We start from the raw sequence: 26,164 nt of genomic DNA, 5'->3' as shown, positions 1-26,164 counted from the left end.
GTCAGCGCATGAACAGGCCGCCATTCACGTCCCAGGTCGCCCCGGTGGTGAAATAGGCCTCGGGCCGCGCCAGTTGCACAATCAAGTCAGCCAGAAAATCCGCATCGCCCAGGCGCTGCACCGGAATATTCGCCAGCAGCCCCGCCAGACGCTCCGGCGGTATCGCCGCGCGCACCGCCGTCGAATCGATCGGCCCTGGGGCGATGGCGTTCACCGTCACCCCGTGTGCGGCAAATTCCTTGGCGAAGATTTTGGTCAGCGTCACGATGCCGCCCTTGCTCGCGGCGTAATGCGCGCCGGTTGCGGTGCCGCCGTTCTGCCCGGCCAGGGACGCCATGTTGATGATGCGCCCGTAGCCGGTTTCGGCCATGTACGCGCCCAGCACCTGGCAGCCCAAGAACACGCTGCGCAGGTTCAGGCCCACCACGGCGTCGAACTCCTCGGGGCTGATCTGCATCAGCGGCGTGGTCTTGGTCACCGCGGCGTTATTGACCACCACGTGCAGCGCGCCGAAGCGCTCCAGCACCTGGGCCAGACCGTTTTCGAAATCAGCCTTGCAGCCTGCGTCCAGTTGCAGCGCGAGGGTGTGCTCACCACCGGGGTCCAGCTGAGTGGCGCAGGCCTGGGCGGCCTCAAGCTTGATGTCGGTGACCACCACCCGATACCCGGCCCGCAGCAGGCCGGCACAGAAATGCTGCCCCAGGCCCTGCCCTGCCCCCGTTACCAATGCGATCTGGCTCATGTCGGCGCTCCTTAAAGGATGTAGCCGATACCGGCGAGGGCATCGTCACTGTTGATCAGGCTGACCACTTTGCGGTGGATCTTGAAACCGCGCTCACAACGGATCAGGTCGTAGGTCAAGTCGGCGCTGTAGAACTTCAGGCTTTCCTTGCGGAACTCACGCACGTTCTGCGCACAGCGCACGGTGACGTAATGACCGTCATCGCTCAGCACCCGGAAGCGCGACTGCATGCGCACCGTGCGCGGTTGCGGGCTGGTGGAGATCGACTCACCACCGATCAAACGCTGTACCCGCAGCTCACGCATATGATGGTCGTCGTAGGCGTAATTGAGGGTGTTCTCAAAGTCGGTTTCCCTGGGGTCGATGGGAATGATGTAGGTGCCTTTTTCGGTCCACATCTTCAACCAGCTGTCGTATTCACCGTGGTCGAGCATGTCGCCTTCCTGCCAGATGAAAGCGGTCACTTCTTGCAGCAATTGCAGGTTCATAAGGTTCTCCACGGGTCAGGCCGACATCATCTTCTTCCACTGCTGGTAGCCGGCGCGCATGCCGGTTTCGGCACTCACATCGGATACCAGCCCGTCTTCACTCGCCTGCTCGCCGGGCAAGCCCCGGTTGAGCATGATCCACAGGTCTTCACCGGCGCTGGCACCCTTCTGCACACGCTCCCAGGCCTCGGAATCATCCGGGGTGCCGAAGCCCATCGGCCCCTGGAAGTGCTCATGCAAGCGCAGGCGATAACGGTTGGCCACGGCCGGACCGCCGTCCATGGTGATCACCGAATGGTGGATTTCGGTCTCGGTCACCGAGATCGGTTGCAGCACCCGGAAGAACGCCATCGAGCACGCTACATTGGGAAACAGATTGAGGTTGAAGCCGGTACCGCCTACCGCGCGCACAATGCGGCGCACCTGTTGCTCCTCGATGCCTTCGTCGCGCAATTCGGCCGCCAACTCCTGGAAGCGCTCGGGGATCGGCTTGTCCAGGTCGGCTTCGAGATCGATCAGGTCAGGAATCATCACCATCACGCTGTGGCCGTTGCCCAGGTCCTCGACGTAGCCAGGCCCCTTGACGAAGTCGAAGAGCTCCATGGTCTGCTCATCCACCGACGACAGGAAACTCTTGTGCACCAACGGGAAGTGGTAGGCGTCGGTGGTGTTTTCCAGCTGGATCTTCCAGTTACCGGGGAAGCGGAAACGATGTTCCCCCGGAACCTTGATGCCATAGCCGGCGCCCTGCTTCATGAACAGGTCCATCCACTTCTTCGCCGCGCCGAGGTAATCCTCCAACGGCTCGATGTCGTCCTTGAAGGTGGCGAAGATCATGCCGGCGTAGCTTTCAGTACGCAGGCTGACCAGCGGCAGCTCGGCCTTGTCGATGCAGTCGCCATAGCTTTCCGGGTGCGGAATGCCGCGCAGCGAGCCGTCCAACGCGTAGCCCCAGCCGTGGTATGGGCAAACAAAACTGTTGGTCTTGCCTTTCTTGTGTTCGCACACAGTGGCGCCACGATGGCGGCAACGGTTGAGCAGCACGTGCACGTCTTTCTTGCGATCACGCACCACAATCACCGGCTGCTTGCCGATGTAGGTGGTCTTGTAGCTGCCGTTATCGGGGATCTCGCTGGCGTGGGCCACCCAGATCCAGGTGCTGTAGAAAATTTTCTCCAGCTCGGCGTCGAACAGTTGCGCGTCGGTGTACATCGACGTGTGGACGCGGTCGGCCTGCACCAGGTCGGCGGGATCGACGGCGAGGTTTACAGCGGGAATCAGCTTGGTCATGGGAGTGTCCTCGTCGGCATCAAGTACGCTGAATGATCAGCTCGCGCCCAACCCGGGCTTCAACCTTGGTGTAGCGCCAGAGCTTGTAAGGACCGTCGCCCACCGGCGTGCTGCGAAACAGATTGCACGCGGCATGCACGGTCTCGATGTCCGGCACGTCGGCCAGCAGATAGGTGGTCCACGGAAAGCCATCGGACGGCCCGACCATGCTCTGGTCGTCATCCATGTTGCCCAGCACCTTGACCCCGGCGAGGTCGTGAATGCCGTTCCACATAGCGCTGAACGCCGCCCACACCTGCAATTGTTCATCGCGCGGGGCATCGAAAAAATTCTGGTTGATGCCCATGCAGAACAGCACGCGCAACATCTTTTTATCGCTCATTTTTCTTTCTCGACGGTTAGAGATAGCCAGGCAGAGGCTGTTTGCCGAAGAACATGGCTCCGGCGTTCTGGTAGGTGATATCGCCCATGAATGCGTGCTGGGTCACCACCTGTGCATCGTTGACGCAGCGCGCCAGTGGGCTGTCGTTGTACACGCCGCTCATGCCTGAGAGCATCTGCGCGGTCCGCGCCACATCCGCGGCTACTCGGGTGGCATGGGTCGATGAGAGGCGAAGCAGGTTGATCGCGGCCGCGGGCACCGCATCGCCGGCCAGTACGTAGTCCCAGGCGCGATCGATGGACTCGTAGAAAAATGCCCGCGCGGCCCGCAGTCCGGCTTCCGCCCGGGCGATGTCGACCTGGGCCAAGGGGCGATCGGCAATCGCCGGTGCCCCGGTGACCGAGACACGTCCGCTGGCCATATCGGCCAGGGCGTCGAGTGCCGCGCGAGCTACGCCCAGGCCGACCACCGAAAGCACCTGAGTGGCGAATGACAGCGATGGGTAGCGGAAGAACGGCTCGTCCAGGTTCGGCAGGCCGCCGCGCACGAACGTCCACTCTTCGGCGACCCGTACATTTTCGGCCACCAGATCATGGCTGCCGGTGCCGAGCAAACCGACGGTGTCCCAGGTTTCTTCGATGCGGATCTCACTGCGCGGCATCACCGCGATACGTGGCAGGCCGAAGGTATCGCCGTTTTTCGGGGCGATGCCGACACCGACGATGTCCGCGCCCAGAGAACCGCTGGAGTACTTCCAGCGACCGTTGACCACAAAACCGCCATCGACTACTTCAGCCGGTTGCGGCGGAAAGATGCCGCCGGCGAACACCAGGTCGGGACCGTCGGCATACACCTTGGCGATGCTCTCAAGCGGCAGTGCCGCCAGGTAGACCGGGCTCATGCCGAAACTGGCGACCCAGCCGGCGGAACCGTCGGCCTGGGAGATGCGCTCGATCACCTGACAGAACTCCGCGGGCGAACACTCCAGGCCACCAAAGCGCTTGGGCACCAGCGCCCGGTAAATGCCGTGCTGCTTGAAGGCTTCGATTACATCCAGCGAGATGTAGCGCTGACGGTCGAACTCACCAGCACGGGCACGCTCACGCACCTCGTCAAGCAACACCTCAAAAGTGGGGCCACTGGCAAGCGAACTCACAACATCTACCGCTGGTTTTTTTAGCGAATGCATAGATTTACTCCGTCGACAGGAACGGTATGGGGCTGAGCTGAAAGTCAGTGCCGCGCTCGGATGGAAAAGCGCGCAGATCGAATGAGCGGTGCTGACGCAGTTGACGAGCCTTGGGTCTGAAGGACGACTGCGCGGGCAGAGCGAGCGGGATGAATCGGCATGGTGGTTACCTTTGTTTTTGTGGGTGCCGTTGAGGCGAATCTGAGCCAAGTTACGTGAATTGTCAATTGATTTATCACACTTAAAAACACCAAAAATCACGTATAAATAGACAAGAAAAAAACACAAAAACTAGACTATCTTGTTGTTTTATATAGATAACTATTACTTTCACCTAGTAAGAAAACAGCCTCATGATAAAAAAATATTTGTATTTTTTAGCTATCCTTATCGCAAAATCGAAAGACGACTGACACTCCGCTATCACAGGCAAGCCCGCTCCCACACTGGATATACAGGCGAACCACAGATGCCTTCAGCGCAACGGCGAGAACGGCGCCGGCAGGTAGACCGTGGAGTGCATCTGCAAGAGCTGCGGCGCGGAGTTTTCCGGCGGCCAGGCGCCGTCGGCCACGGCGCGGGTGCGCACATCAAGACGCTGTTCCAGCGAGCTGTAGGGCCAGATGTGCAGGTAGCGAGGAATCTGCCCGCTGGTGGCATAGAGCGCGGCATACACCGGGGAATAATCCGCCCCGGTGCGACGCGCTACGGCCTTGCCCCAACCCTGCAGCGTTGGCGCGAGCCCACTGGGTACGAGGTTGTATTCACGCAACTCGTAGAACGGGCCATGAACCCCGGGCGGCAACGGTTCGATAAAGGCAAAGGCGCTGTAATCATCGACTTGCTGGCCCAACACAAATGCACCAATCCCGAAGCCATCGGCCGCCAGTAGATACCGCTCGCGCTCGCGTTCGCGAGACTCGGCATCGTCGAACCCACGCAGGACCGCGATACGATTCTGCGAACCGATTTCCGACACCCAACAGCCCATCAAATGAACGCCCTCGCCCGCCTCTTGCAAACTCTGCTCAAGACGCGGCAAGGCTTCAGGCACGGTTCGTACACGCAAGGTAAAGGTCAATAGTTCGAACAGTTTCACGGCGGTCTCCAGAGATCATGCGCACGGCGCGACCGCCGTTATCGGCAGTCGCGAGACAATGGAAGGTGGGGGGTTGTCAGTGAGCGCGTCGGGTCACTGTGCAGCAGGCTGGGGCACCGGCAGCTCGGCGTCGCTGTTCCATGCCTGTACCGGGCGGCCGAACAGGTTCTCGGTCTGGAAATGCGCCATTCGCCACTGCCCATCTTCTTCGGCGAAGCGCACCGTCAGGCGTGCCGCATTGAGATGGGAGGCGCCGCTGGCGAAGGTGGACGTCTGCAACATCACCCAACTACCAACGACGGCGCCGTCCTGCACCTCGATCAGCTCGCTGGTGAGGAAGTGCACGTTGAGGGCAAAGTGCGCCGGCGTTTTCATGTAGCCGGCAAACATCGCCGCAATGGCTTCGCGCCCGCGGTAACCGCCGAAACTCTTGGTGTACTTGGCGCCCTTGCCCTCCCATATCGCATCCTGGGTGAACAGACCAGCCAGCTCGTCGAGCGGCGTGTGGGCGTCGAGTGCATCACACAGCACCATGTAGCGGTTCATGCAGGCGCGGGCGCTGTCCTGGATTTCAAAACGGCGCAGGCGTTGTTCCAGGTCTGCGCGTGGGATCACCGTGCTCATGCTCATCTCACCCCTCGTGGCTGGCGTACAGGCGTTCAAGCAAACGGCCGGCAATGGCCAGCAGCTGTTCATCGGCGTCCTTGGCCCCCACCAGTTGCAGGCCCACCGGCAAGCCCTCGGCGCTGGCCAGCGGGATGCTCAACGCCGGGTGCCCCGACAGGTTGAACGGTCGCACGAAGGCCGTCATGCCCAACACCGCCTGGGTGTCGGCTGCGTCGGCGAGGGTCAAGGGCAAGTCCGGCATGGTCGGCAGCACCAGCACATCGACCTGCTGCAATGCGGCGTCGACTTCGGCGCTGAACTGCACGCGCACCTGCTCGGCCTGAGCCAGCGCCGCGGCCGTGGTGTTGCCGGCAGCGGCCAGGCGAGCGGCGATGTCGGCGCCCACTTTGCCGGTTTCCAGCAAGTGCCCACAGGCATCGAAGGTCTCGCGGTTAATCACCACCATGCCGGCGTCATAGGCCGCCTTGAGGCTGGGCAAAGCAAGGGTTTCGCTGGGCAGTCGACTGCCGGCGATGGCCGCATCGATCACACGCTGTACCGCTGCGCTGGCCTGCACCGTCACGATGCCCAGGCGCGGCGTATTGGGTACCGACACAGGCTTGAAGGTTGGGTCGATCGCCAGCATGGCTGTGACCAGCATCGGCAGGCTCGCGGCAAACGGGCCAACGCAATCGAGGCTACTGTGCGCCGGCATCACCCCGCGACGGCTGACCCGACCGAACGTCGGCTTAAAGCCGAACACTCCGCAGCAACACGCCGGGATGCGCACCGAGCCCCCCGTGTCGGTCCCCAGGGAAAAATCCGCCAGCCCAGCCGCCACGGCCGCCGCCGAACCGCTGGAGGAACCCCCTGGAATACGCCCGGGAAAACGCGGGTTCGGCGCGGTACCGGTCCAGTGATTGATCCCCGTGGTGCCGAACGCCAGTTCATGCAGGCTGGTCTTCGCCACCAGGCGGCAGCCCTTGTCCAGCAGGGCCTGCACCACATCGGCATGGACCGTGGCCGGCGCGGCGTCAGCCAACGCCTGGCTGGATGCACGGGTTGGCAGGCCGGCAATATCGATGGTGTCCTTGACCATCACGGTCGGCCCATCGCCGCCAAGGGAAAGCTGTTCAATCACCAGGGTCATGTCACGTCACCTTCAGTGCCAAATGCGGAATCAAGACGCCCGATGCGCCGTTCCCTTTTTCACACTCACCGAATATCACGTGAATTGTCAATCAAATTTCAGCCCTACCATGCGACCTTCACCCGCACCCTCAATGCCTGAATAATCGCGCCGAAATCACAAGAAAAGTCTATTATTGGCCGCCTCCCCTGAGCTGAGCACACCATGACTTCTGCAAAAAAACCCGCAAATCGCTACGACCCCGGCAGCGAAAACTTTCACAAGGAAGACTTCCCGTACTACTGGCTGGCCATGGTGCATGGCCGCTACAGCCAGTACATGGAAAAGGCGTTGAAAAAAATCGGCCTGGATATCCCGCGTTGGCGCGTGCTGCTGATCCTCAAGGAGAACGGCCAGTCGAGCATTTCCGAGATCTCCACCCACGCGATCGCCAAGCTGTCGACCATCACCAGGACGGTCTATCGCATGAAGGAAGACGGCCTGGTGGATACCGCGCCCTGCGAGGGCGACGGCCGGGTCACCCAGGTCCGGATCACCACCGAGGGACGCGCGGCGATCGAACGCATCCAGGTGGCGACCAGTGACGTGTTCAAACGCAGCTTCACCGGCATGACTGAAGCGCAGATCCAACGCCTGAGCCGCTTGCTCAAAACGATGTTCGATAACCTCGGCGAACCTTGAGCCAGGCGCTGGCAGGGACTGTCAGGCATATCCAAGTTCCAGGCAGACTCGCACAAGCAGGCAAACGTGCATCCGCTTTTAATGCAGAGGTCTTTCGAGCGCCCTTCGGGCGCGACAACCCCCTCATTGGAGCGCCGCCATGCACATTGCCTTATTGCCTTCAGTCGCTGCCTTCCTGGCCCGCGACCATTCCAACTTCATCGACGGCGCGGTGCACACCAGCGCATCCACCCAGCGCATCGGCGTCATCGACCCCGGCACCGGCGAGACGGTCGCCCATCTGCGTGACGCCCAAGCCGAGGATGTAAACCTGGCCGTCGACAGCGCAGGCATTGCCTTCAAGGGCGCCTGGGCGCGCGTCACACCTTACCAGCGCGGTGTCCTGCTCAATCGCCTGGCCGACCTGATCGAAACCCATGGCGAAGAACTGGCGCAATTGGAAACCATGAGTTCTGGCAAGTCGATCAACTTGTCGCGCCATATCGAAGTGGGCCAGAGCGCGGTGTTCCTGCGTTACTTCGCCGGCTGGGCGACCAAGATCGGCGGCCAGACCATGAGCCCGTCGTTTCCCTCCATGGACGGCGAGCAATACAGCGCCTATACCCTGCGCGAACCCGTGGGTGTGGTGGCGGCCATCGTGCCGTGGAACTTCTCGTTGATGATCGGCGTGTGGAAACTGGGCGCCGCACTGACCACCGGCTGCACCGTGGTGCTCAAACCCAGCGAATACACCCCCCTGTCCTTGCTGCGCCTGGCGGAGCTGGCAATCGAGGCCGGAATTCCGGCTGGCGTGATCAACGTGGTCAATGGCCGTGGCCAGGTCGGCCAGCAGTTGATCGAACACCCTGGCGTGCGCAAGGTGTCGTTCACCGGTTCAGTGCCCACCGGCATAGCCGTGGGCAAGGCCGCCATGGCCGCCGACCTGACCCGAGTTACCCTGGAACTGGGCGGCAAGAACGCCGCTGCGCTGCTGGCCGACGCCAATGTCGATGACGCCGTGGCGCGCTTCGTGCAGTCGGCCTATGTGCACCAGGGCCAGGTGTGCGCATCGCCCGAGCGCTTGTTCGTGCACCGCTCCATCGTCGAGCAAGTGACGCAGAAGATTTCAGCAATGCTGTCGCAGATGGTCATCGGTTCGCCCTTGGATGAACACGCCCAGTTCGGCCCGCTGTCAAACAAACCGCACTTCGACAAAATCCTCGGCTTTTTCGACCGTGCCCTGCAGGGCAACCAGGTGGTGTGCGGCGCACGCGCCGTGGACCGCGCCGGTTACTACGTGGAACCGACACTGATCGTAGCCACTGGCAAGGACGATCCGCTGCTGCACGAGGAAACCTTCGGCCCGGTGGTGTGCGTGCTGGCGTTCGACGATGAAGAAGAACTGGTCACACTGATGAACGACAGCCCGTTCGGCCTCACGGCGAGTCTCTGGACCAACGACCTGTCCAAGGCCTTGCGCTTGATCCCACGGATCGAGGCGGGCACGGTGTGGGTCAACATGCACACGTTCGTCGACCCTAGCGTGCCGTTTGGCGGGATGAAGGCTTCGGGCATTGGTCGTGAATTCGGCAGTGCATTTATCGACGATTACACCGAACTGAAATCCGTGATCATTCGCTACTAAACAACATCGATAGCGACGCTGTTCGCAAAGCGCGGACTGACAAGATCAGAACCTGGTCGAGATCAGTACCGCGCTATACACATTGAGCTTGTCACCACCTAACTGCTTTCGGACGGTTGTGCGCGCCAGTACACTTTCTGTTACTGAGCGATTGCACCGTTGGCGAACATGTCCGCGACGATGAACCAATTGCCATGCTCTTTTTTCCAGACAAACAGGCTCTTCATCTTGAAGGGAGATTCGTTGCCCACTGGCGTCACGTCCCAGGTCACCCAGGTGTAGGCTGACTCATCGTTGAGTTGTACCAACCGGTTGAGATGGATGACGGTACTCTTCGACCCCTCCATCAGATGCTGAACCAGACCGGTAAGCTGTGCCCTACCCTGATAGAGTTCCGGGACACCTTCGCCGGTGATCTGGGTCTGCTCGGTGTAGACCTGCTCGACAACTGCCTTGGCATCTTTCTTCGGCCAGCTGGCGGCAATGCCGTCGAGTTTGCTCTCGATGATTGTGTGCAGCGGTGTGGGCGACTGCGCATGTGCGCGAGGAAAACCACAGGCCAGAGCAGCCAGAAGCACAAGGGAGGACGACACTTTTTTGTTCATGGGGCACCCGTTTCAAGATTGAATGGCTCAGATCGCTGTAGGCCAGGTTGTAACTGGCACACAGAAATCCTGAAGCAGATGGGCGCCGATTGATTGGTCGTGCTGGACGGCATTTTGCAAATCATTGCCAGTCGCGCTCAAATCGCGGCCAACAAAAAGCCGTGCGGATGCGACACAAAGACAATCACATCGCACGGCTCGCTGAACCCAAGGTCAGTGCCCCAGGCTTCTGTAGGTACTCGGTGTGAGGCCCATCTGCTTCTTGAAGGTCTTGGAAAAATGCGCCGAGTCGGCGAACCCCCAATAGCTGCCGATATCGGTGATTGAGCGATGCGCGCAAACGGGGTCACGAAGATCCTGCGCTGCTTTCAAAAGCCTCTCGCGCAGGATGTAACGGCAAACACTATCGCCACTCGCCTCGAACAGCCTGTAGAGCTGGCGGCTGGAAATACCCAGCTCTTCGGACAGCGACGCTGGCGACAGCCGCGGTGAGTCAAGCCTTTGCTGGATGACCGATTGCACTTCATGCAACTGCCATCCCGGCGAATGGTCGCTCGCCCGGTACTCCAGCACCGACTCAAGCAAGGCCACCAACGCCCCCTGCACGCCCTCGCCATCCTGCGGGCAAGACCAGTGAGCCAGCTCGCCTCCAGCGACCTGACGCACCAGCGTGCCAAGCAGTTGGCCACAGACACCCGTGGTCGACAGCTTGCCGAAACGGGTACGGTCCAGGCCTTTGAACAACTCACGCGGCAGAGGAATCGACACATGGGAAAACAACCCTTGGGGTGTCATTTTCACCGAGTCGGAAAAATCGAGCAAAGCGAGGTCACCTGCTCGCAGGTCAACGACCCGATCCCCCAGCTCAATGGCCATCGAGCCTTGTTGTTGTAACACAAGGAAACACCTATCCGACGAATCGCGCGCACCTACCCGAACTGATTTGGCAATCACATTGGCATTGCTACGAATGTGGGCGACAGCCGTGCTGCCTACCTGCGTGTGTTTGATTTCCCCAATGAAAAGGCTCTGGCAATGGTCATAGCGCGTTTCGAAACGGCCGCAGGCCGCGCGTACACTTTCGTTCCATGCCGACAACGCTTGACCACTCATAGATATTTTCTCCGGGGCTTGCCCAAACTTAGTGCGATTTTCACGTGATTTCGGTAACAAAAAACAGCATTTTCAAGGAGCAAGCACAGAGCGCGCCAACTCGTGAATAAAACAATTGAAGGGGCATTATTTGTCTGTCAACGCCAAGCCTTTGTGCCAGGGTGCCAGCCCATTTGGTTTGCAACCCAAGCCCGCTAGCCTGTGGTGTCAATCACGCGCCGCGGAATCGAACACACTATGAGCCTCGCATTGAGCATTCAAAACAAGATCGCCCTGCTGGCCAGCGTCTGCCTGGCTACAGTGGTGGCACTGGTCGTGGGGCTGTCCCTTGGGCAACGCCAGACCAGTGAGGACTTGATCGTCGACGCATCCGGCCAACTGTTGCTTACGGCGGCCCAGAACAACTTGCAGGCCCAAGGCCAGTCCCAGGCCCTGGCTATTCAACAAGGGTTCAGCCGGGCCTACGAGTTCGGTCAAGGTCTCAGTCGCCAGGTGATGCATCTGCGCGACCGCGCCGACAAGGACCCAGCAGCGTCCCGCGCCTTGAGGCAGGACCTGGCGCAGGTGCTGCATCAGGCAATTACCGAGCGCCCTGAATTGCTGGGCCTGTTCGTTGTCTTCGAACCCGATGCATTGGATGGGCGCGATGCAGAGTTCATCGGTCAGCAAGCGCTGGCCAGCAACGACAGCGGGCGCTTCTCGATGTACTGGCTACAGCCCTCGTCCGGAAAACTGGAAATGGTCCCGGGCGATGAAAAGCTCCTGGCCGATACCTCTCCAGGCCCCAGCGGCGCGCCGTTCAATACGTTCTACACCTGCGCCCGCGACCACGCCAAAGCCTGCCTGCTCGACCCCTACGTCGACAATTCGAGCGCACCGGCGCGGCTGGTCACCACGATTGCCTTGCCACTGATTGAAAACGGCAAAGTCGTGGCGGTAATGGGTCTGGACATCAGCCTGGAGACTCTGCAACGGGATGCTCAAAAAGCGAGCGCCACTCTCTATGACGGCCAGGGCGGCATTTCGATTATCAGTGCGGCAGGCTTGGTGGCCGGTGACAGCCTTCACCCGGAGCAACTGGGCAAGCCATTGCAGGCAACGCTTCCCGCTCAGGCCACGGATGTGCTCAAGACCATGCACGAGGCACAGGTTCGAACCCTTGAAAACGACCAACGAATCAGCGTGATCGTGCCGATTCGTCCCTTTGCCGATGCAACACCGTGGGGCGTGGTGGTCACCGTTGCAAAAGAGGTGCTGGCCGCCCCGGTGGTCACCTTGAAGGACCGGATGTACGCGCAGCGGGTAAGCAGCCTGCTGCTTGAACTCGCCCTGGGCATTGCCGCGGCAATACTGGGCGTCGCCATGATGTGGCTGACGGCCCGCAGCGTAACCCGCCCCCTGCTGCGGGTGGCTCGATTGCTCGAGGATATCGCCGATGGCGAAGGTGACCTCACGCGACGTCTGGCGTACCCGGCCAAGGATGAGCTGGGCCGACTGTGCAACGCCTTCGATCGGTTTCTGGATCAATTGCAACCGGTGATCGCCACAGTGCAGGGAGCCGTACACAACGCTCGCGAGACGGCCAATCAGTCGGCCCAGGTCGCCAGCCTCACACATGCCGGCATGCAGCAGCAGATTCGCGAGTTCGAACAAATGGCAACCGCTCTGCACGAGATGTCAGCGACTTCGCAGGATGCCGCCCAGAGCGCCGCGCAGGCGGCGGATGCCGCGCGGCATGCCGACCAGGCCACCAGCAATGGGGTGCGCGTGATCGAAAACACCGCCCAAGGCATCCAGTCGCTGGCCACAGGCATGAGCAACGGCATGGTGCGTCTGCAAGCGTTATCGTCGAGCAGTCAACAGATCGGCACAGTCATGGAGGTCATCCTCTCGATTGCCCGACAAACCAATCTGCTCGCCCTCAATGCCGCTATTGAAGCCGCGCGGGCCGGTGATGCCGGTCGTGGTTTTGCGGTAGTGGCCGATGAAGTCCGTAGCCTGGCCCAGCGCACTCAGGCGTCAGTCGAAGAGATCGGTGCCGTGGTCGAAAACCTGCACAGCGGTACCCACGATGTGACGGCGGCGATGCAGCAGAGCCATGACCTGGCCCAACGTAACGCCGTCGAGGCGCGCCTGGCCCTTGAAGCGCTGGAACAGATTCGCCAGGCGGTCAGCGTCATCACCGACATGAACGTGCAGATCGCCTGCGCCACGGAAGAACAGAGCAGCGTCGCCGAAGAGATCAACCGCAACGTCGTAGCGGTGCGTGATGTCACGGCCTCGCTGTCGACCCAGGCCGAACGCTCCGCGAGCATCAGTCAGCAACTGAACGAACTGGCCACTGAGCAACAGGCACTGGTGCAGAAGTTCAAGACCTGAGCGCAGACCAAGCAGAAGCTTTCACTCATTCAGGTGCTGTACGCGTACGCACTGGCCGCTGCCTTTTTCTATCCACCCAGGATGCACCTATGTTCAAGACCGCTTTGCTGACGTTATCGCTGACGTGCACACCTGTACTTGCCGAGACAAATATGAATTCAGATGTCGATGAAAACGCCTTTGTGGCACTGATGCAGAAGGAAATCACCAACCGAGCCACGGCGCGCTACGCCATCGGGGCCATTCTGGGGCGGGATCAGCCACAAGCGGCCGTACAGTTCTGGAGCAGCTATCAAGCACTGGAGGCGTTGAACGAGGAAGTCTATGCAGCGCCGACCGCACAATTGGGTGTGGAACCGAACCGTTTCAGCGCGTGGCTCAAAGGCCATTCAGCGGCGTTGTACTACTGGCTGGCACCCAAGCGCATGATCACGACCATGGCGCAGGCAACCGGGGAGTACTATCAGGAGCTACGTGCCGATGCCGCGCAGGTACCTGCACGGCATGAGGATTTCTATCAGTACGTATTACGCCAGGAGAAGGTTCAGGTTGAAGCCTTCACCCTGGCCGACAAGGATGACTACGCCACCGCCAGCGAACGCCTGGCGGCGTTCGTCGAGGCTCAGCGCAACACCCTGGTGCGCGCTGAGTAGCGCTTACAGTCGGGAAAGGACTGCGGTGTCTGAACCCTGGGTGCGCTTGAACGCAAGCTGTACTCTCAACACCGCAACACCGTAGATGGCCAGGACCGCCACCGAACAGGCGCCGGAGAACACCAATACTGCAGAGTAGCCGAATTCCTCGATCAGGAACCCGCCAATGGCCGGCCCGAATGCCGCACCGAGGGACAGGCACAGCGCGCCCAGTGCGACCAGCTTGCCCGACAGGTCGAACTCAGCCATGACGCCAAAGGTATAAGCCAGCACGAAGCTGATCGAAAAGAGAAAGCAGATAACCCCAGCAACGTACGTAGCAAGAGAAGAGAACTGCGCCAGGGCCACCAGGCCCAGCAGCTCCGCCAGGATGATCACGGCCACCGGCATGAAGCGCCCCACCTTCAGGCCAATCGCCGACGCGATGAAACCACCGCCGGCATTGATCAAAAAGCCCAATGCCAGCACCATCCCGATGGTATCGGAGGTCAGTCCGGTCTTTTTCCCCATGAGTTCAAGGAACGCCCACACAGACATGATGCCGGTCAGGAACACCAGGCTGGCAACCAGACTCAACCATACGATGGCTCGACTCTCGGCGCTGGCAATCAGCACGGAGGCATCGGACGCATCCAGTTGTCGCTCGCTGCGGCGCGGCACCCAGGGCAGCGGCAAGATGCCCATCACCACCATGGCAATGGCGATGGTGATCAACATGCCTTCAAAGCCCCAGACGGGCGCCACCGCCACCGGCAGCACGATGAGCAAAAAGGCACCCGGCACGGTCTCGATACCCAGCTTGAAACCAAACGCACGTTCAGGCTGAGAACTGTCACCGAAGATCGTCATGGCCAGGGCATACAAAGCACCTGTCCCGGCGCCGGCCAGGGCCATGATTACCAGCAGCATTTCATAGGAAGGGGCACGCAAAACAGACAACACCGCGCCCACCACTACAGCCGACGACAGTGCCGAAATAACCCGCCAACTAAGCTGGTGAATCCACAGCAAGGAGGCCAGCCCGAACGCCCCAAACCCCAGGTTCATGGCCATGGCGAGATTGCCCAGTTGATGCTCGCCAAGGCCGAAACGCTCCGCAAGCGCTCCAAACAGTACGGGAAGCACGTTCAATAACAGCGCGCCTGCGCCCGAGACCAGCCCTGCACACAGATAAACGGATACTTTATCGATCGGATTTTTTTTTGTAGTTTTCATTTTAAGTGTCCTGGCTTGATAAACAGAGGCTCAAGTTTGCTTAACGGCGGCCTACACGGTAGGCATTGAGTTGGCGAGAAACCTTGCCCAGGGAGCACAGCACAGCCCTGAAACGGTCCTTGCCGAAAATACGCTTGCGCGGAATCGAGCTCATCGCATCCCATGCTGGCGAGCCACCGCTCATGCCATCGGCGATAACCCTGGCGATCACCTGACTGGGTGTGACCCCGAACCCGGAGTAACCCTGCACATAGAACACATTCGGATGCCCTTCCAGCGTGCCGACCTGTGGAAACAGGTTCATCGTGCAGTCCATCGGGCCGCCCCATGCCAGATCGATCTTGGTATTGGCAAGGTAGGGAAACAACCTCAACATCTTTTTGTGGGTCCAGACCTTTAGGTCCAGAGGGACATACTCAAGCAGCATGCCGGCGGTGCCGTACATCAGGCGGTTATCCGAGGTGATCCGGTAATAATCGATGATCGGCGTGATATCGCTGAAGGCGCCACGGATCGGGCTGATACGCTCGACCATTTCGTCGGTCAGCGGCTCGGTGACCGTATTGAACGCATACACGTTGATGGTGGAACGGTCGAGTGAACGGTCCAGCTTGTTGAGGAAGGCCCCGCAGGCAAACAGCAGCTTGTCAGCCTTGACCGAACCTTTTGCCGTCCTCACGGTGACCTGGGGCCCGTAGTTCACCTCAAGCACGGGAGATTGCTCGAAAACTCTAGCACCATGGATTTCAGTCAATGCCTGAGCCTGCCCAAGCAGCAGGTTCAGCGAATGAATATGCCCATTGCCCATATGCTTGAGCGCGCAGGTATAGACGTCGGACCCGACAATACTGCGTACCTGTGAACCTTCCAGGTAAGTGATTTCCTGATCTGGGTTCAGGCTCTGGAAGTCTTTGGCCCAGGCCTGCAACAGCTTGCCCTGACGCTTGTTGAAGCCAAGGTAACCGTAACCATGCCGAAAATCCGCCTGGATGTCGTACCGCTCGATGCGTTGCTTGATCAGGCTCGCACCCAGGTCGCTGATTTCGAAGATCGCCTTGAGCCCCTCGGGGCCGACATCCTTTTCGATCGTCTCCAGATCATGGCCGATGCCCGCCATCACGTGGCCGCCATTGCGCCCCGAACCGCCGAAGCCCAGGTAATTGGCTTCCAGCACCACCACATTGGTAATACCCCGCTCGGCCAGCTCCAGTGCCGTGTTGATACCCGAAAACCCTCCCCCGATGATCACGACCTCAGCCTCGATATCATCTTCGAGGTCCCGATAATGCAGGTCGTACTTACGGGTCATGGTGTAGTACGAAGAAGGGTTTTCCAGAGACAACGACATGCCAGCCTACCTTTTTATTATCAGGGCCATACAGCGACGATAGCCTCCCTGGATGCATCGACAGCCAACATTGCATTGGCCGCGTAATGCGCATCCGAACGACACCGCTCTGCTTATCACGCCTATAGTGTGTAGCGGATTGGCTGGGCTGGCATGTCCAATATTGCCGGATTTTTGGTTAAGGCTGACAACTCATCCGCCAGTTGGCTCAAGCCTGCACTGCTACCGAGCGGGCAGGCGTACGGAGGGTGAAAACATAGGCTGCGAGGCAACCCAGCCCGCAACACCCCACCACCAGGCACATGGGCCACGACGTGCCGTCGGCCAAATGGCTCACCCACAGACTGGCCAGCGCTCCGGTAGCGAATTGCACCGAGATTCCCAGTGCGACGCTCGCCCCGGCCTGGCGTGGAAACAGCGCCATCAGGCAGGCCGTGCAATTGGCCCCGAGCAAACCGGTCACGCCCATGTAGAGCACCATGCAACACACGATGCTCGCCAGCCCGCCCCATTCGGTAAACCCTACGAGCAACAGCATCAGCCCAGCCCCGCCCGCCAGCACGGCGCCCACGCCCAGCATGCGTTGCGGCCCGTAACGGCCCACCCGGCGGGCATTGATGAAGGTCACCAGGATGATGCCGAGGATGTTCAGGGCGAACAATCCACTGAACACCCGTGGCGACACCCCGAAGTAAACGACATAAACAAAGGGCGAAGCAGTGATAAAGGCGAACATGCCGCCAAACGCCAGAGACATGCACAGGATCAACGCCACCGCCCTCGGCTGGCGGGCGATGGCAAGGTAGGCCGCAAAGGCCGCCTTAACCGACGCGCCACGCTCCTGCACCGGCAAGCTCTCCTTCAAGCCCAGCGCGACCATCAACAGGCACAGGCTGGACAGGATGAACAACGCGGCGAAGATCGTACGCCAGCCCTGGATCAGCACCAGCCAGGTACCAATCATCGGCGCGACCAGCGTCGCCATCATGGTCAACAGGTGCATCCACGACAGTACCTTGGCCGCCTGCACCAGGCCCACCAAATCCCTGGCGACAGCGCGGGCCAGCACCAATGCGCCCGCCCCGCCCAGCGCCTGAAGAAAGCGCCAGGCAATCAGTTGCTCGACACTGCCGGCAAACAGGCACCCCAGGGTTGCTACCACGTAGACCATCAGGCTGCCCAATAGCAGGGGACGACGACCATAACGATCGGACAGCGGACCGTAGAACAACATGCCCAGGCACAGCCCGGCGAGAAAAGCACTGATGGTATGTTGCACCTGCGCAGTGCTGCTCGACAGGTCCTGGGCGATTTGCGGAAGACTGGGCAAGTAAGTGTCGATCGAAAACGGCACGAAGGCCGTCAGCGATGACAGCAATGCAATCAGCCGCGCACGTGCGTTCATCGGCCCGGCCTCTCGAGGCGTTCAAGAAACGCGACGACCAGCCGATTGAAGACCTCACCTTGATCGTCATACACAGAGTGGCTGGCGTCCGCGACTTCGGCCATGCACGCCTGCCCATTGCTGTCGCGCATGGCTTGCAGCGTCGCCGCCGGCAGAACATCCGATCGCGCACCACGAATGAGCAAGGTCGGCCAATCCAGGGCACGCACCGCCGGATTGATGAAAAAACGGCTGTCCGGGGACATCGTTTTGCTCCGTGAGTGCAGGACCTGCGACTTAGAAACGATCAAAGCGATATGGGCTTGGATCGATGATCGGCGTATGCCCGCTGACGAGATCGGCTGCCAGGTGACCAGCCGCCGGCGAAGTACCGAAGCCGTGTCCGGAAAAACCGGTGGCCACGGTCAGGCCGGGAATTTGCGCGACCGGCCCTATCACCGGATTCGAATCCGGAGTCACATCGATGGTACCCGCCCAGGCCTGGGCTATCTTCGCTTGCTCGAACACCGGCCAGGCAGCCTTGAGGTTATTCATTGCATCATTATTGAGCCGCGGGTTGGCGGCCGGATCCTGCACGCGTACGCGTTCGAACGGGCTGACGCTGTCGGCTGACCAGCGCCGGGACAGCGCCAGGTCGTTGAAAAAATACTTGCCCAGCGACACGTTCAACACGCTGCGCTGTGCTCGGAACTGCGGCATGTATTGCTTGGCAAGTAACAGGTGGTCGAGCGTCAAAAAGGCGTCCAGCTTGCCGCGCTGGGTAATGATGAAGCCGCCGTCCTTGTGTTTGCGAAACGAAAAGTCCGGCGCCCCCACGGCAATTTCGGTGGGCCCTTGCATCGGATGGGTACGCAGCACCGAACAGGTCAAGGCCAGCGTCGGCAACGACACGCCGAGATTGCCCAGAAAACGCCGCGACCAAATCCCGCCTGCAAGCAATACCTGGTCGCAGCGGATCTCGCCTTTCTCTGTGACCACCCCACTGACCTTGCCGGCGGACATTTGCAGCGTCCGCACCGCACACTGCTCGATGATCACCACGCCCAGGGCCATGGCGGCCTTGGCAATCGCGCTGCTGGCCAACGTCGGTTCCGCGCGAGCATCGGACGGCGTGTAGATCCCGCCGGCCCAGTCATCCTTGCCGCCCGGCACGAGCTGCGCGATCTCGCGCTTGCTGAGCAATCGTGAATCAAGGGAGAGGTGCTCGACCGACTTGAGCCAGCCTTCATGCATCGCCATCTGCGCTTCGTTGCGCGCGACGAACATGATGCCCTCTTGCCGGTAGCCCACATCCGCGCCAACGCGCTCAGGCATTTGTGCCCACAAGCGGTCCGCGGCCAGAGCCAGCGGAATATCGCCGGCATGGCGACTGGTCTTGCGCACCCAGCCTAGGTTTCGTGAGGACTGCTCGCCGGCAATACGGCCTTTTTCCAGCACCACTACGGCAATATTGCGCTCGGCCAGGGTCAGCGCAGCCGTCAAGCCGATGATTCCACCGCCGATGATGACGACAGAGGTCGCGGTGGGAAACACGGTAGACGTATTCACGGGCGCAATAGTCGGGGCCATGATCAAGACTCGATAAGCAATGGAGGTTGGCCGCGCAAGCGCACGGCCGTGTAATGGTTTACTGCGACAGACGAATGACTTCGACTTGCGCCTTGGAGGCGTTGCGATAGGCAGTCACTTCCAGTTCCACCTTGTAGACCGTCGAACCCAACGGCGGGCACGTGACCGTACTGGCCGGGTCGACGCCGCGAAACTTCTCGCCGATCAGGGTCATGACTGCCGGCACATCCTTGGGGTCCTGGATGAACACCCGCGAGCACACCACATCGGCCAGGCTTGCATCGACGGCGGCCAGGGCGGTTTCGATGTTGGCGAAGACCTGGTGCGTCTGCTCGAGGATGTCCTCCGGGATCAGTTTGGTTTGCGGATTGCGGCCAGCGGTATTGGACACATAGATCCAGTTGTCCACCACCACCAGGCGCGAATAGCTGGCCTGGTCTTCAAATGGGGAACCGGTCTTGAGCTTGATGATTTTTGTCATGTCGAAGGTCTCGTCAGTTGGGTCAGGAATGGCTCAGCGCAGCACCGGGGTTTCCCACAGATTCAGTTTCACGCCGATGCCTTTTTCGATGGCATTGCGGTACACCACGGTGCCCCAGGCCACGTCTTCCACGGGCATGCCGCCCACCGACATGATGATGATCTCTTCATCGTTGCGACGGCCTTGGGCTTCGCCGGCGACGATCTTGCCGATGTCTTCGAGCTCGTCCGCCCGCATCTTGCCTTCGGCGATCATGTCCATGAAACGCACGCCGATCACCGGTACGCAGTGGTGCGCAGGCTTGGGCAACTCTTCGAACCAGGCTTCATAGAGACCGGTGTTATCCAGCACCTTGCGCACGTCGGCACGCTCCATCCCTTCATCCAGGGAGCAGGACGCCGGCATCGCCATGAAGGCCCCCGGTTTGACCCACTCGCGTTTGACGATTGGGTAGTTTGAGGGGTCGCCCACCTCACCAGAGCTACAATAAGTAACAAGGTCGGAGTCACGTACCACCTCTTCGAGGCTGTCGACCACTTGTATCGTGGTGACCTGTGGGTAGGTTTCCTTAACCCAGGCAATAAAATCATTCAGGCTTTTCTCGCCACGGCCCTTGATCTTCAAGGTATCGATTTGCGGGCATACGGCGATGAATGCGGCGAGCGTGGTCTTGCCCATCACACCCGGACCGAGCAGACCGACCACTTTCGAGTCCTTGCGGGCCAGGTGGCGCGCGCCGACGCCGGGAATCGCACCGGTGCGATACGCCGACAGCAGGTTGGCGGACATATGCGCCAGCGGTGCGCCCGTGTCGGGGTCATTGAGGGTAAACATCAGAATCGAGCGTGGCAGGCCTTTTTCGCGGTTGGCGATATTGGAGCCGTACCATTTGACGCCCGCGGTGCAAAAATTGCCGCCCAGGTAGGCCGGCATTGCCATCATGCGCCGGTCAGCGGTGGGCTTGGGCATGTTCGGGAACGGCGAATCCTTGGGAAAAACCACCATCGCGCCATGGGAATCATTGTTCGGGCCTGCCATGCGGTAATCACCGATGTACAACAGGCCGAACATCTCCTCCATGGTGTTCACACAGGCCAGCATGTCGGTCACGCCAGCGCGGATCATGTCCTGCTCGGACAGGTAGATGAAGTCTATTTTTGTAGTAGTTGACATAGTTATTCTCGAACTGAAGGTGATATCGCTGCGGTAGGCGCTGCTCCCACGCTATCGAGGTCGAGTATCAGGGCGCGGTTTTCGGCGGTATTGTAAATTTCGGACATTGACGCTTGTCCCTCCCGCACGTAAGAGTTGGCGCGAAAAATGCGTGATTATTCGCGTATTTTTCCACTCAAGGGTCCGGTCATGGTCAACCTGCGCGCGCCGACGCTACGGCACCGCACCGCGTACGAACAACCCTGGTTCGTGCTCAGTTCATCGCGGTATTCGGTAATACCTTCCGACCACCCGGCGATTTCGCATTTCTATGCCTTCGATGTCGCCCACTCAGCTGACCTGCTGGCGGTGCCGGACGGCTGCGTGGACATCGTGTTCGACTGTGATACCACACGCCCGAGTGTGAGAATCTGTGGCACTCCGCTGGAGGCGCAACGGGTTGAACTGCTCCAGGGGCATCATTACTTCGGTGTGCGCTTTTCGCCGGGGGTAATACCTGGTTTCATCAACGTACTGGCTGAGGACCTGACCGAACAGGAATGGGATCTGCTGGAAGTCTCTGCGTTTGCCCAGCGCATTTTCGAAAGCATCGTCAAAGCCCCGCAGTTGCACGAACAGGTGAAGCTGTTCAACGACTACCTGGCCCCACGCCTGATGGGCAGGACATCGAAACTCACCGCGATGGTCATCCAGCAGGCAATCGCGCGCCGTGGCGATCTACGCATCCAGCAGCTTGAAGACCTCAGTGGCTACACCAGTCGCACCATCCATCGCCAGTTCAGCCAGGACACCGGCCTGTCACCCAAGACCTTCTGCAGGATCATCCGCTGCCAGACAGCCCTCGACACCCTGAATACCCAACACGAAGTGTCGTTCTCGGAACTGGCTCTGGACCTGGGCTTTTCCGATCAATCGCACTTCCTGCGCGACTTCAAGAAACTGATCAGTACAACCCCTTGCGAGTACCAGCGCAAAATGCTGCAGAACGCCTATAACGACCGCATCAGCATCGCCTGAGCCCTGGCCCTGCTCGCCGGCAAAAAAAGCGGCCCCATAGCGTCTGCCCTATTGAAACTTGAGGGTTCGCGTTTCAACAAGGTGCCAAGGCAGCCGCCCAATCCTCATTTTTAGCGCTCGTAATGCTCGAGCCCACATTGAAGCCCTGCCGCCGCTCAGTGCGTCATCCACTCACGCCGGCATGCCTGCGGCGCCTGGGTGCCAGCACACTCCGAGCGACTGACAATATGTCAGTCAGAGAACGCTCATACAGGCTGCCGCCGGCCTTGCAGCCTTTGCTTATCGGCCTTGCGCTCATGGCCCTGACGTAAGCGCAATGCCGCTATTGCCGCAACCACCAGGATGATTGCCACGATTTTCATTCCATCCATCGCGTTGCCGGTACTTTGCTCGATCAACCCCATCACAGAGGGCCCGAAAAAACCGCCCAGCAGACCGCAAGAGTTGACGAACCCAAGGCCGCCGGCGAGCGCCGCACCTTTTAGCCGCGAAGCCGGGTAAAGAAAAATGATCGACTGCACGACGAAGAACATCACCGCCGAAAGACAGAAGCCCAGCAGGCTGATCACCGGTCCCGCCAGCGAGGCGATTCCCAGGCCAGCAGCCATGGTCAGCAATCCCATGACCAATATCTGTCGAGAGCGTTGCGGTGTAGTGGCGAATCGAGGCAGCGCTATTGCCCCCGCCGCTGCCGCCAACCAAGGCAAGGAAGTCAGCAATCCGATCTGCAAGGTGCTGAGGTCACCGTATTTGCCAATGATACCGGGCAGGAAAAAAATCACCGTATAGACCGTGATCTGATGGCAGAAGTAGACAAGGATCGCCAACAGGATTTGCGGAGTCAGGCATTGTTTGAACGAGTGGCCACCGCGACCGGCGCCCTCCTCCGCTTCAGCTGCCAGCCCCCGCTCGATCTGCTCGGCTTCAGCGGCGCTCAGCCACGGGGCCTTGTTCGGGCGGTCTGGTAATTTTTTCCACACAACCATGGCGAAAAACACGGCTGGCAGGCCCTCCAGCATGAACATCCACTGCCAGCCGCGCCAGCCCAAGACGCCGTCCAACTGCATGAGCGCAGCCCCCAACGGGCCGCCAATGATGTTGGCAAAGCACACACCCAGAAGGAAATAACCGGTAGCACGGGCTCGCTGTTCCCGGCCAAACCAATACGTCAGGTACAGCATGACACCGGGGAACAGGCCCGCTTCGGCGATGCCTAGCAACAAACGCAGGACGTAGAACGACGTTTCGCCTTGAACAAAGGCCATCGCTGCAGAGATCAAGCCCCAGGTCACCATGATTCGTGCAATCCAGAATCGAGCGCCGACCTTGTGCATGATCAAATTGCTAGGCACCTCCGAAAGTGCATAAGTGAGAAAGAACAATCCCGCTCCCAGTCCATATGCGGCAGCAGAAATACCCAGATCGACATCCAGTTGATGTTTGGCCAACGCAATATTGGTGCGGTCGAGGAAGCTCAATACGTAGGCGGCGATCAGCAGCGGCATCAATTTGACGAACATCAGTTTGTTTAATGTTGCTGAATCTCGGGGCAGAACAGATGTTTCGATGATTCTTGTGGTTGTCATCGCACAAAACCTCTTGGCCTTTACAGCCTCTGAAAATCCCGACGGTGCTGACCGCCGGGAGCAAAACGATCAGCGATCCAGCTGGGCGACCAGTACTTCTGGCCGATGAGAAAACAACTGCAGGAACGCCCCACCCAGTGCACAGCCCGCCATCACGAAGAAGCACACGGTGTAGCCGTTGAGGCTGGTCCAGCCACCGCCCATGCTGATCAGCGTCCCCATCAATACCGGTGCGATGCCGCCACCGATGAACATCGCCGTGGTGATGATGCCGTTTGCGGTCGATGTCGCAGAAGGCTGCGCGGAATCAGAGGCAACTGCGTAGTAGATCGGCCAGACCGCGTTGGCGACCAGACCGAACAGCAATTGCACGACGATGATGATCAGTGTCGTGTTGGCGAAGTAGAACGCACCGACACTGACGGCCATCCACAGTCCGCAGATGATCAATGTCACCCGGCGACCGATAATGTCCGACAGCGACGGCCAGACCAGTTGCCCAAGGATGCCGGTCAGCGTGAACACCACGCTCATTCCTGCCGACTCGGCCAGCGACAAGTGAAGTATGTTGTACAGGTACGCAGGCAGGACAATGTTGACGCCCATGTACACCACTTGCGTCAGCATGGTGTTGCCGGCGGTAAGGGCAATATTGCGGTTACTGAGCGTCGCCTTGAACGTTTTCCAGGCCTGGCCTTTGACGTTGGTCGAGGGCGTGCTGTCCGGCGGGGTCATGCCTTTGGCGGCGATGTCCACGTACAGCTTGGTGATACGTTCGGCGGTTGAGTAGCGCGACCAGAAAATCATCAATGGCAGCGCTACCACGAAGGCGAAGAAGAACACGTAGCGCCAGTTTTCTTCACCGAACGTGGTGATCACGAAGCTGGCGACAATACCACTGAGCATCGCGCCGATGGGGTAACCGGTATGGTGAGCGCCCAGAGCAAAACCGCGGCGTTCCACCGGCCACCATTCTGCGGTGTTACTGACGCCTACTGGTTCGCCCCAACCGGCTCCCAGGTTCACACCCACCCGCAAAGCGACGAAGCTGGCCAGGCTTCCACTGAGCGCCTTGAAGCCGGAAAAAAACGAAAGCGCGGTGTAGCCCAGGACCAGCGGCACCTGGAAGCGCGCCCGTTTCCAACCGCCGCCATAACGGTCACTCCAGATCGAACCTGGAATATCCAGGACCGCCAGGGCTAGCATGACGATAGTGGCCAGCGTGCCCCACTCGTCCGCCGACAAGTCGAAGTGCTTGGAGATTGTTGGCCCCAGGCGCAGCACAATCTCGCGGTCATAGGCGTTGAGAATCCAGATCAACCAGCACACCAGTAACGATACCCAGGAGAAACGATGGATCTTGCCCAGCGATGCTTTTTTATTATTTTGCATGGGAGAATCTCCAGGCGTGCCGCGCACGCCCTGTGAAGAGAGTTCAGTTGTCCTTAACGGTCAGGTCCGGTTTGGTGGCCGATCAGCTGGCAAAGCGTTTTTCGGCGATGCCCTTCACACCCAGCCCGGTGATGGCGAACAAAGCACCGCGTTGCTGGCCGTCTTCGGGAAAGCGCGGAAGCGGCGGCTTGGCCATTGAGGTGACAAACAGCGTGTCCAGATTCGGCCCACCGAAGGTCAGGCTGGTGACCTTCTTCACGGGCATATCGATGATGCGATCCACCTGCCCGTCTGGGGTGTAGCGCACCAGTTTTCCGGCGTATACCAACGCCTGCCACAGGCAGCCTTCGGCATCCACAGTGCAGCCATCCGCCGCGCCGCCGGCGGATGTGTCGACCTTGGCGAAGGTCCGACGGTTGGCGACTTTCCCTGTCGCATTGTCGTAGTCATACGCCCAGAGTTCACCAGACCAGGTGTCGGCGAAATAGAACGTTTCGCCGTTCGGGCTCCAGCATGGACCGTTGGACACGATGATGCCTTCGTCCAATGTATGCAGGCTCAGGTCCGGGTCGAGGCGATAGAGTTTGGCACTGGCCTCGTCCTCCTGAGTATCCATCGAGCCGACAATGAATCGGCCCTGACGGTCGACTTTGCCGTCATTGAGTCGATTATTCGGTCGGCCTGGCTCCGGGTCGATGATCAATTCAAGATCGCCAGTCGGCAAGTCGAGGCTATAAAGCCCGTTTTGCAAGGCGACGATCGCCGCGTCGCCGTTCTTGCGCAGGGCCATGGAACCGATTTTCTGCCCGACATCCCAGGCCCGCAGCTCGCGCCCATCCTCGGTGCAACGCAGAACCCGACCGTCGAAACTGTCGATCCAATACAGACGCTGCTGTTCGACATCCCAGACTGGACCTTCGCCCAGCGTAGTCTTCACATCGACGACGATTTCGATACGCATGTTTCACCTCTATCTT

25 protein-coding genes and 1 pseudogene are annotated in these 26,164 nt (G+C 59.9%); 6 read left to right on the top strand and 20 right to left on the bottom strand.

What is annotated here, in order from left to right; translation table 11 throughout:
* Position 1: 1 nt before the first annotated feature.
* The 8 genes from AC3A5O_RS25480 to AC3A5O_RS25445 all read right to left on the bottom strand — a co-directional run bounded on the left by AC3A5O_RS25480 (position 2) and on the right by AC3A5O_RS25445 (position 6,946).
* A complete protein-coding gene (locus AC3A5O_RS25480; protein WP_122568277.1) occupies positions 2–742 on the bottom strand; it encodes an SDR family NAD(P)-dependent oxidoreductase in 741 nt (246 codons plus the stop codon).
* Between the two features lie 11 nt (positions 743–753).
* On the bottom strand, positions 754–1,230 hold the full coding sequence (locus AC3A5O_RS25475; protein WP_122568276.1) for an aromatic-ring-hydroxylating dioxygenase subunit beta: 477 nt from the start codon (positions 1,228–1,230) through the stop codon (positions 754–756).
* 15 nt (positions 1,231–1,245) lie between these two features.
* Positions 1,246–2,520, bottom strand: coding sequence for an aromatic ring-hydroxylating oxygenase subunit alpha (locus AC3A5O_RS25470; RefSeq protein WP_122568275.1), 1,275 nt, complete (start codon positions 2,518–2,520; stop codon positions 1,246–1,248).
* A 19-nt stretch (positions 2,521–2,539) separates the two neighbouring features.
* Positions 2,540–2,902, bottom strand: a complete 363-nt coding sequence (locus tag AC3A5O_RS25465) for an IacB protein (RefSeq protein WP_122568274.1) — start codon at positions 2,900–2,902, stop codon at positions 2,540–2,542.
* A 16-nt stretch (positions 2,903–2,918) separates the two neighbouring features.
* Positions 2,919–4,091, bottom strand: coding sequence for an indole-3-acetate monooxygenase (gene iacA / locus AC3A5O_RS25460; protein WP_487753883.1), 1,173 nt, complete (start codon positions 4,089–4,091; stop codon positions 2,919–2,921).
* A gap of 475 nt (positions 4,092–4,566) precedes the next feature.
* The gene (locus AC3A5O_RS25455) at positions 4,567–5,190 is read right to left on the bottom strand and encodes an NIPSNAP family protein (RefSeq protein ID WP_122568272.1); all 624 of its coding nucleotides are present in this window, start codon (positions 5,188–5,190) and stop codon (positions 4,567–4,569) included.
* Between the two features lie 93 nt (positions 5,191–5,283).
* The gene (locus AC3A5O_RS25450) at positions 5,284–5,814 is read right to left on the bottom strand and encodes a nuclear transport factor 2 family protein (protein ID WP_305471180.1); all 531 of its coding nucleotides are present in this window, start codon (positions 5,812–5,814) and stop codon (positions 5,284–5,286) included.
* A gap of 7 nt (positions 5,815–5,821) precedes the next feature.
* On the bottom strand, positions 5,822–6,946 hold the full coding sequence (locus AC3A5O_RS25445) for an amidase (RefSeq protein WP_354336503.1): 1,125 nt from the start codon (positions 6,944–6,946) through the stop codon (positions 5,822–5,824).
* A 204-nt stretch (positions 6,947–7,150) separates the two neighbouring features.
* On the opposite strand from AC3A5O_RS25445, the gene AC3A5O_RS25440 reads away from it, so the two are divergent.
* Positions 7,151–7,627 (top strand): MarR family winged helix-turn-helix transcriptional regulator, encoded by a 477-nt coding sequence (locus tag AC3A5O_RS25440; RefSeq protein WP_122568270.1) that lies wholly within the window; start codon positions 7,151–7,153, stop codon positions 7,625–7,627.
* Between the two features lie 139 nt (positions 7,628–7,766).
* Positions 7,767–9,251 (top strand): aldehyde dehydrogenase family protein, encoded by a 1,485-nt coding sequence (locus AC3A5O_RS25435; protein WP_122568269.1) that lies wholly within the window; start codon positions 7,767–7,769, stop codon positions 9,249–9,251.
* Positions 9,252–9,391: 140 nt separating this feature from the next.
* On the opposite strand, the gene AC3A5O_RS25430 is transcribed toward AC3A5O_RS25435, so the two are convergent.
* Both AC3A5O_RS25430 and feaR read right to left on the bottom strand, forming a co-directional pair.
* Positions 9,392–9,856 carry a nuclear transport factor 2 family protein gene (locus AC3A5O_RS25430; RefSeq protein ID WP_122568268.1) on the bottom strand — a complete coding sequence of 155 codons (465 nt, stop codon included), beginning with the start codon at positions 9,854–9,856 and terminating at the stop codon, positions 9,392–9,394.
* A gap of 213 nt (positions 9,857–10,069) precedes the next feature.
* Positions 10,070–10,969: a transcriptional regulator FeaR gene (gene feaR / locus AC3A5O_RS25425; protein ID WP_122568267.1), complete on the bottom strand. Its 900-nt coding sequence runs from the start codon at positions 10,967–10,969 to the stop codon at positions 10,070–10,072.
* Positions 10,970–11,206: 237 nt separating this feature from the next.
* On the opposite strand from feaR, the pseudogene AC3A5O_RS25420 reads away from it, so the two are divergent.
* The 3 genes and pseudogenes from AC3A5O_RS25420 to AC3A5O_RS25410 form a co-directional block, all read left to right on the top strand.
* Positions 11,207–12,490: pseudogene (locus AC3A5O_RS25420) on the top strand (methyl-accepting chemotaxis protein); the annotation flags it as partial.
* 102 nt (positions 12,491–12,592) lie between these two features.
* A complete protein-coding gene (locus tag AC3A5O_RS25415; RefSeq protein ID WP_439653601.1) occupies positions 12,593–13,348 on the top strand; it encodes a methyl-accepting chemotaxis protein in 756 nt (251 codons plus the stop codon).
* 152 nt (positions 13,349–13,500) lie between these two features.
* The gene (locus tag AC3A5O_RS25410; protein WP_305481364.1) at positions 13,501–14,001 is read left to right on the top strand and encodes a hypothetical protein; all 501 of its coding nucleotides are present in this window, start codon (positions 13,501–13,503) and stop codon (positions 13,999–14,001) included.
* A 3-nt stretch (positions 14,002–14,004) separates the two neighbouring features.
* Here the strand turns inward: AC3A5O_RS25410 and AC3A5O_RS25405 are convergent, their stop codons facing one another.
* The 7 genes from AC3A5O_RS25405 to AC3A5O_RS25375 all read right to left on the bottom strand — a co-directional run bounded on the left by AC3A5O_RS25405 (position 14,005) and on the right by AC3A5O_RS25375 (position 21,192).
* Positions 14,005–15,216, bottom strand: a complete 1,212-nt coding sequence (locus tag AC3A5O_RS25405) for an MFS transporter (protein WP_240998513.1) — start codon at positions 15,214–15,216, stop codon at positions 14,005–14,007.
* A gap of 40 nt (positions 15,217–15,256) precedes the next feature.
* Entirely contained in the window at positions 15,257–16,564 is a 1,308-nt protein-coding gene (locus AC3A5O_RS25400) for an NAD(P)/FAD-dependent oxidoreductase (protein ID WP_122568264.1), read from the bottom strand.
* A 208-nt stretch (positions 16,565–16,772) separates the two neighbouring features.
* Positions 16,773–17,969, bottom strand: a complete 1,197-nt coding sequence (locus tag AC3A5O_RS25395) for a multidrug effflux MFS transporter (protein ID WP_305470553.1) — start codon at positions 17,967–17,969, stop codon at positions 16,773–16,775.
* Positions 17,966–18,214 carry an alpha/beta fold hydrolase gene (locus AC3A5O_RS25390; RefSeq protein WP_436278744.1) on the bottom strand — a complete coding sequence of 83 codons (249 nt, stop codon included), beginning with the start codon at positions 18,212–18,214 and terminating at the stop codon, positions 17,966–17,968. Before AC3A5O_RS25390 ends, AC3A5O_RS25395 begins: the two co-directional genes overlap by 4 nt.
* Before the next feature lie 31 nt (positions 18,215–18,245).
* Entirely contained in the window at positions 18,246–19,538 is a 1,293-nt protein-coding gene (locus AC3A5O_RS25385; protein ID WP_487753882.1) for an NAD(P)/FAD-dependent oxidoreductase, read from the bottom strand.
* A 58-nt stretch (positions 19,539–19,596) separates the two neighbouring features.
* Positions 19,597–20,019, bottom strand: coding sequence for a RidA family protein (locus tag AC3A5O_RS25380; RefSeq protein WP_092169062.1), 423 nt, complete (start codon positions 20,017–20,019; stop codon positions 19,597–19,599).
* Between the two features lie 33 nt (positions 20,020–20,052).
* On the bottom strand, positions 20,053–21,192 hold the full coding sequence (locus tag AC3A5O_RS25375; protein ID WP_122568261.1) for an ornithine cyclodeaminase family protein: 1,140 nt from the start codon (positions 21,190–21,192) through the stop codon (positions 20,053–20,055).
* A 189-nt stretch (positions 21,193–21,381) separates the two neighbouring features.
* Here AC3A5O_RS25375 and AC3A5O_RS25370 point away from each other — a divergent pair, with 189 nt between their 5' ends.
* Positions 21,382–22,209, top strand: a complete 828-nt coding sequence (locus AC3A5O_RS25370) for an AraC family transcriptional regulator (protein WP_305471178.1) — start codon at positions 21,382–21,384, stop codon at positions 22,207–22,209.
* Positions 22,210–22,454: 245 nt separating this feature from the next.
* On the opposite strand, the gene AC3A5O_RS25365 is transcribed toward AC3A5O_RS25370, so the two are convergent.
* The 3 genes from AC3A5O_RS25365 to AC3A5O_RS25355 form a co-directional block, all read right to left on the bottom strand.
* Entirely contained in the window at positions 22,455–23,795 is a 1,341-nt protein-coding gene (locus tag AC3A5O_RS25365; RefSeq protein WP_122568260.1) for an MFS transporter, read from the bottom strand.
* 69 nt (positions 23,796–23,864) lie between these two features.
* Positions 23,865–25,187: an MFS transporter gene (locus tag AC3A5O_RS25360; RefSeq protein WP_305470552.1), complete on the bottom strand. Its 1,323-nt coding sequence runs from the start codon at positions 25,185–25,187 to the stop codon at positions 23,865–23,867.
* An 82-nt stretch (positions 25,188–25,269) separates the two neighbouring features.
* Entirely contained in the window at positions 25,270–26,148 is an 879-nt protein-coding gene (locus AC3A5O_RS25355; protein ID WP_122568258.1) for an SMP-30/gluconolactonase/LRE family protein, read from the bottom strand.
* Positions 26,149–26,164: the final 16 nt, after the last annotated feature.

Source organism: Pseudomonas sp. Soil_N_39 (genome assembly GCF_057655955.1).
Note: the sequence above shows the minus strand (reverse complement) of the source record. Positions and strands in the feature narration are given on the sequence as shown.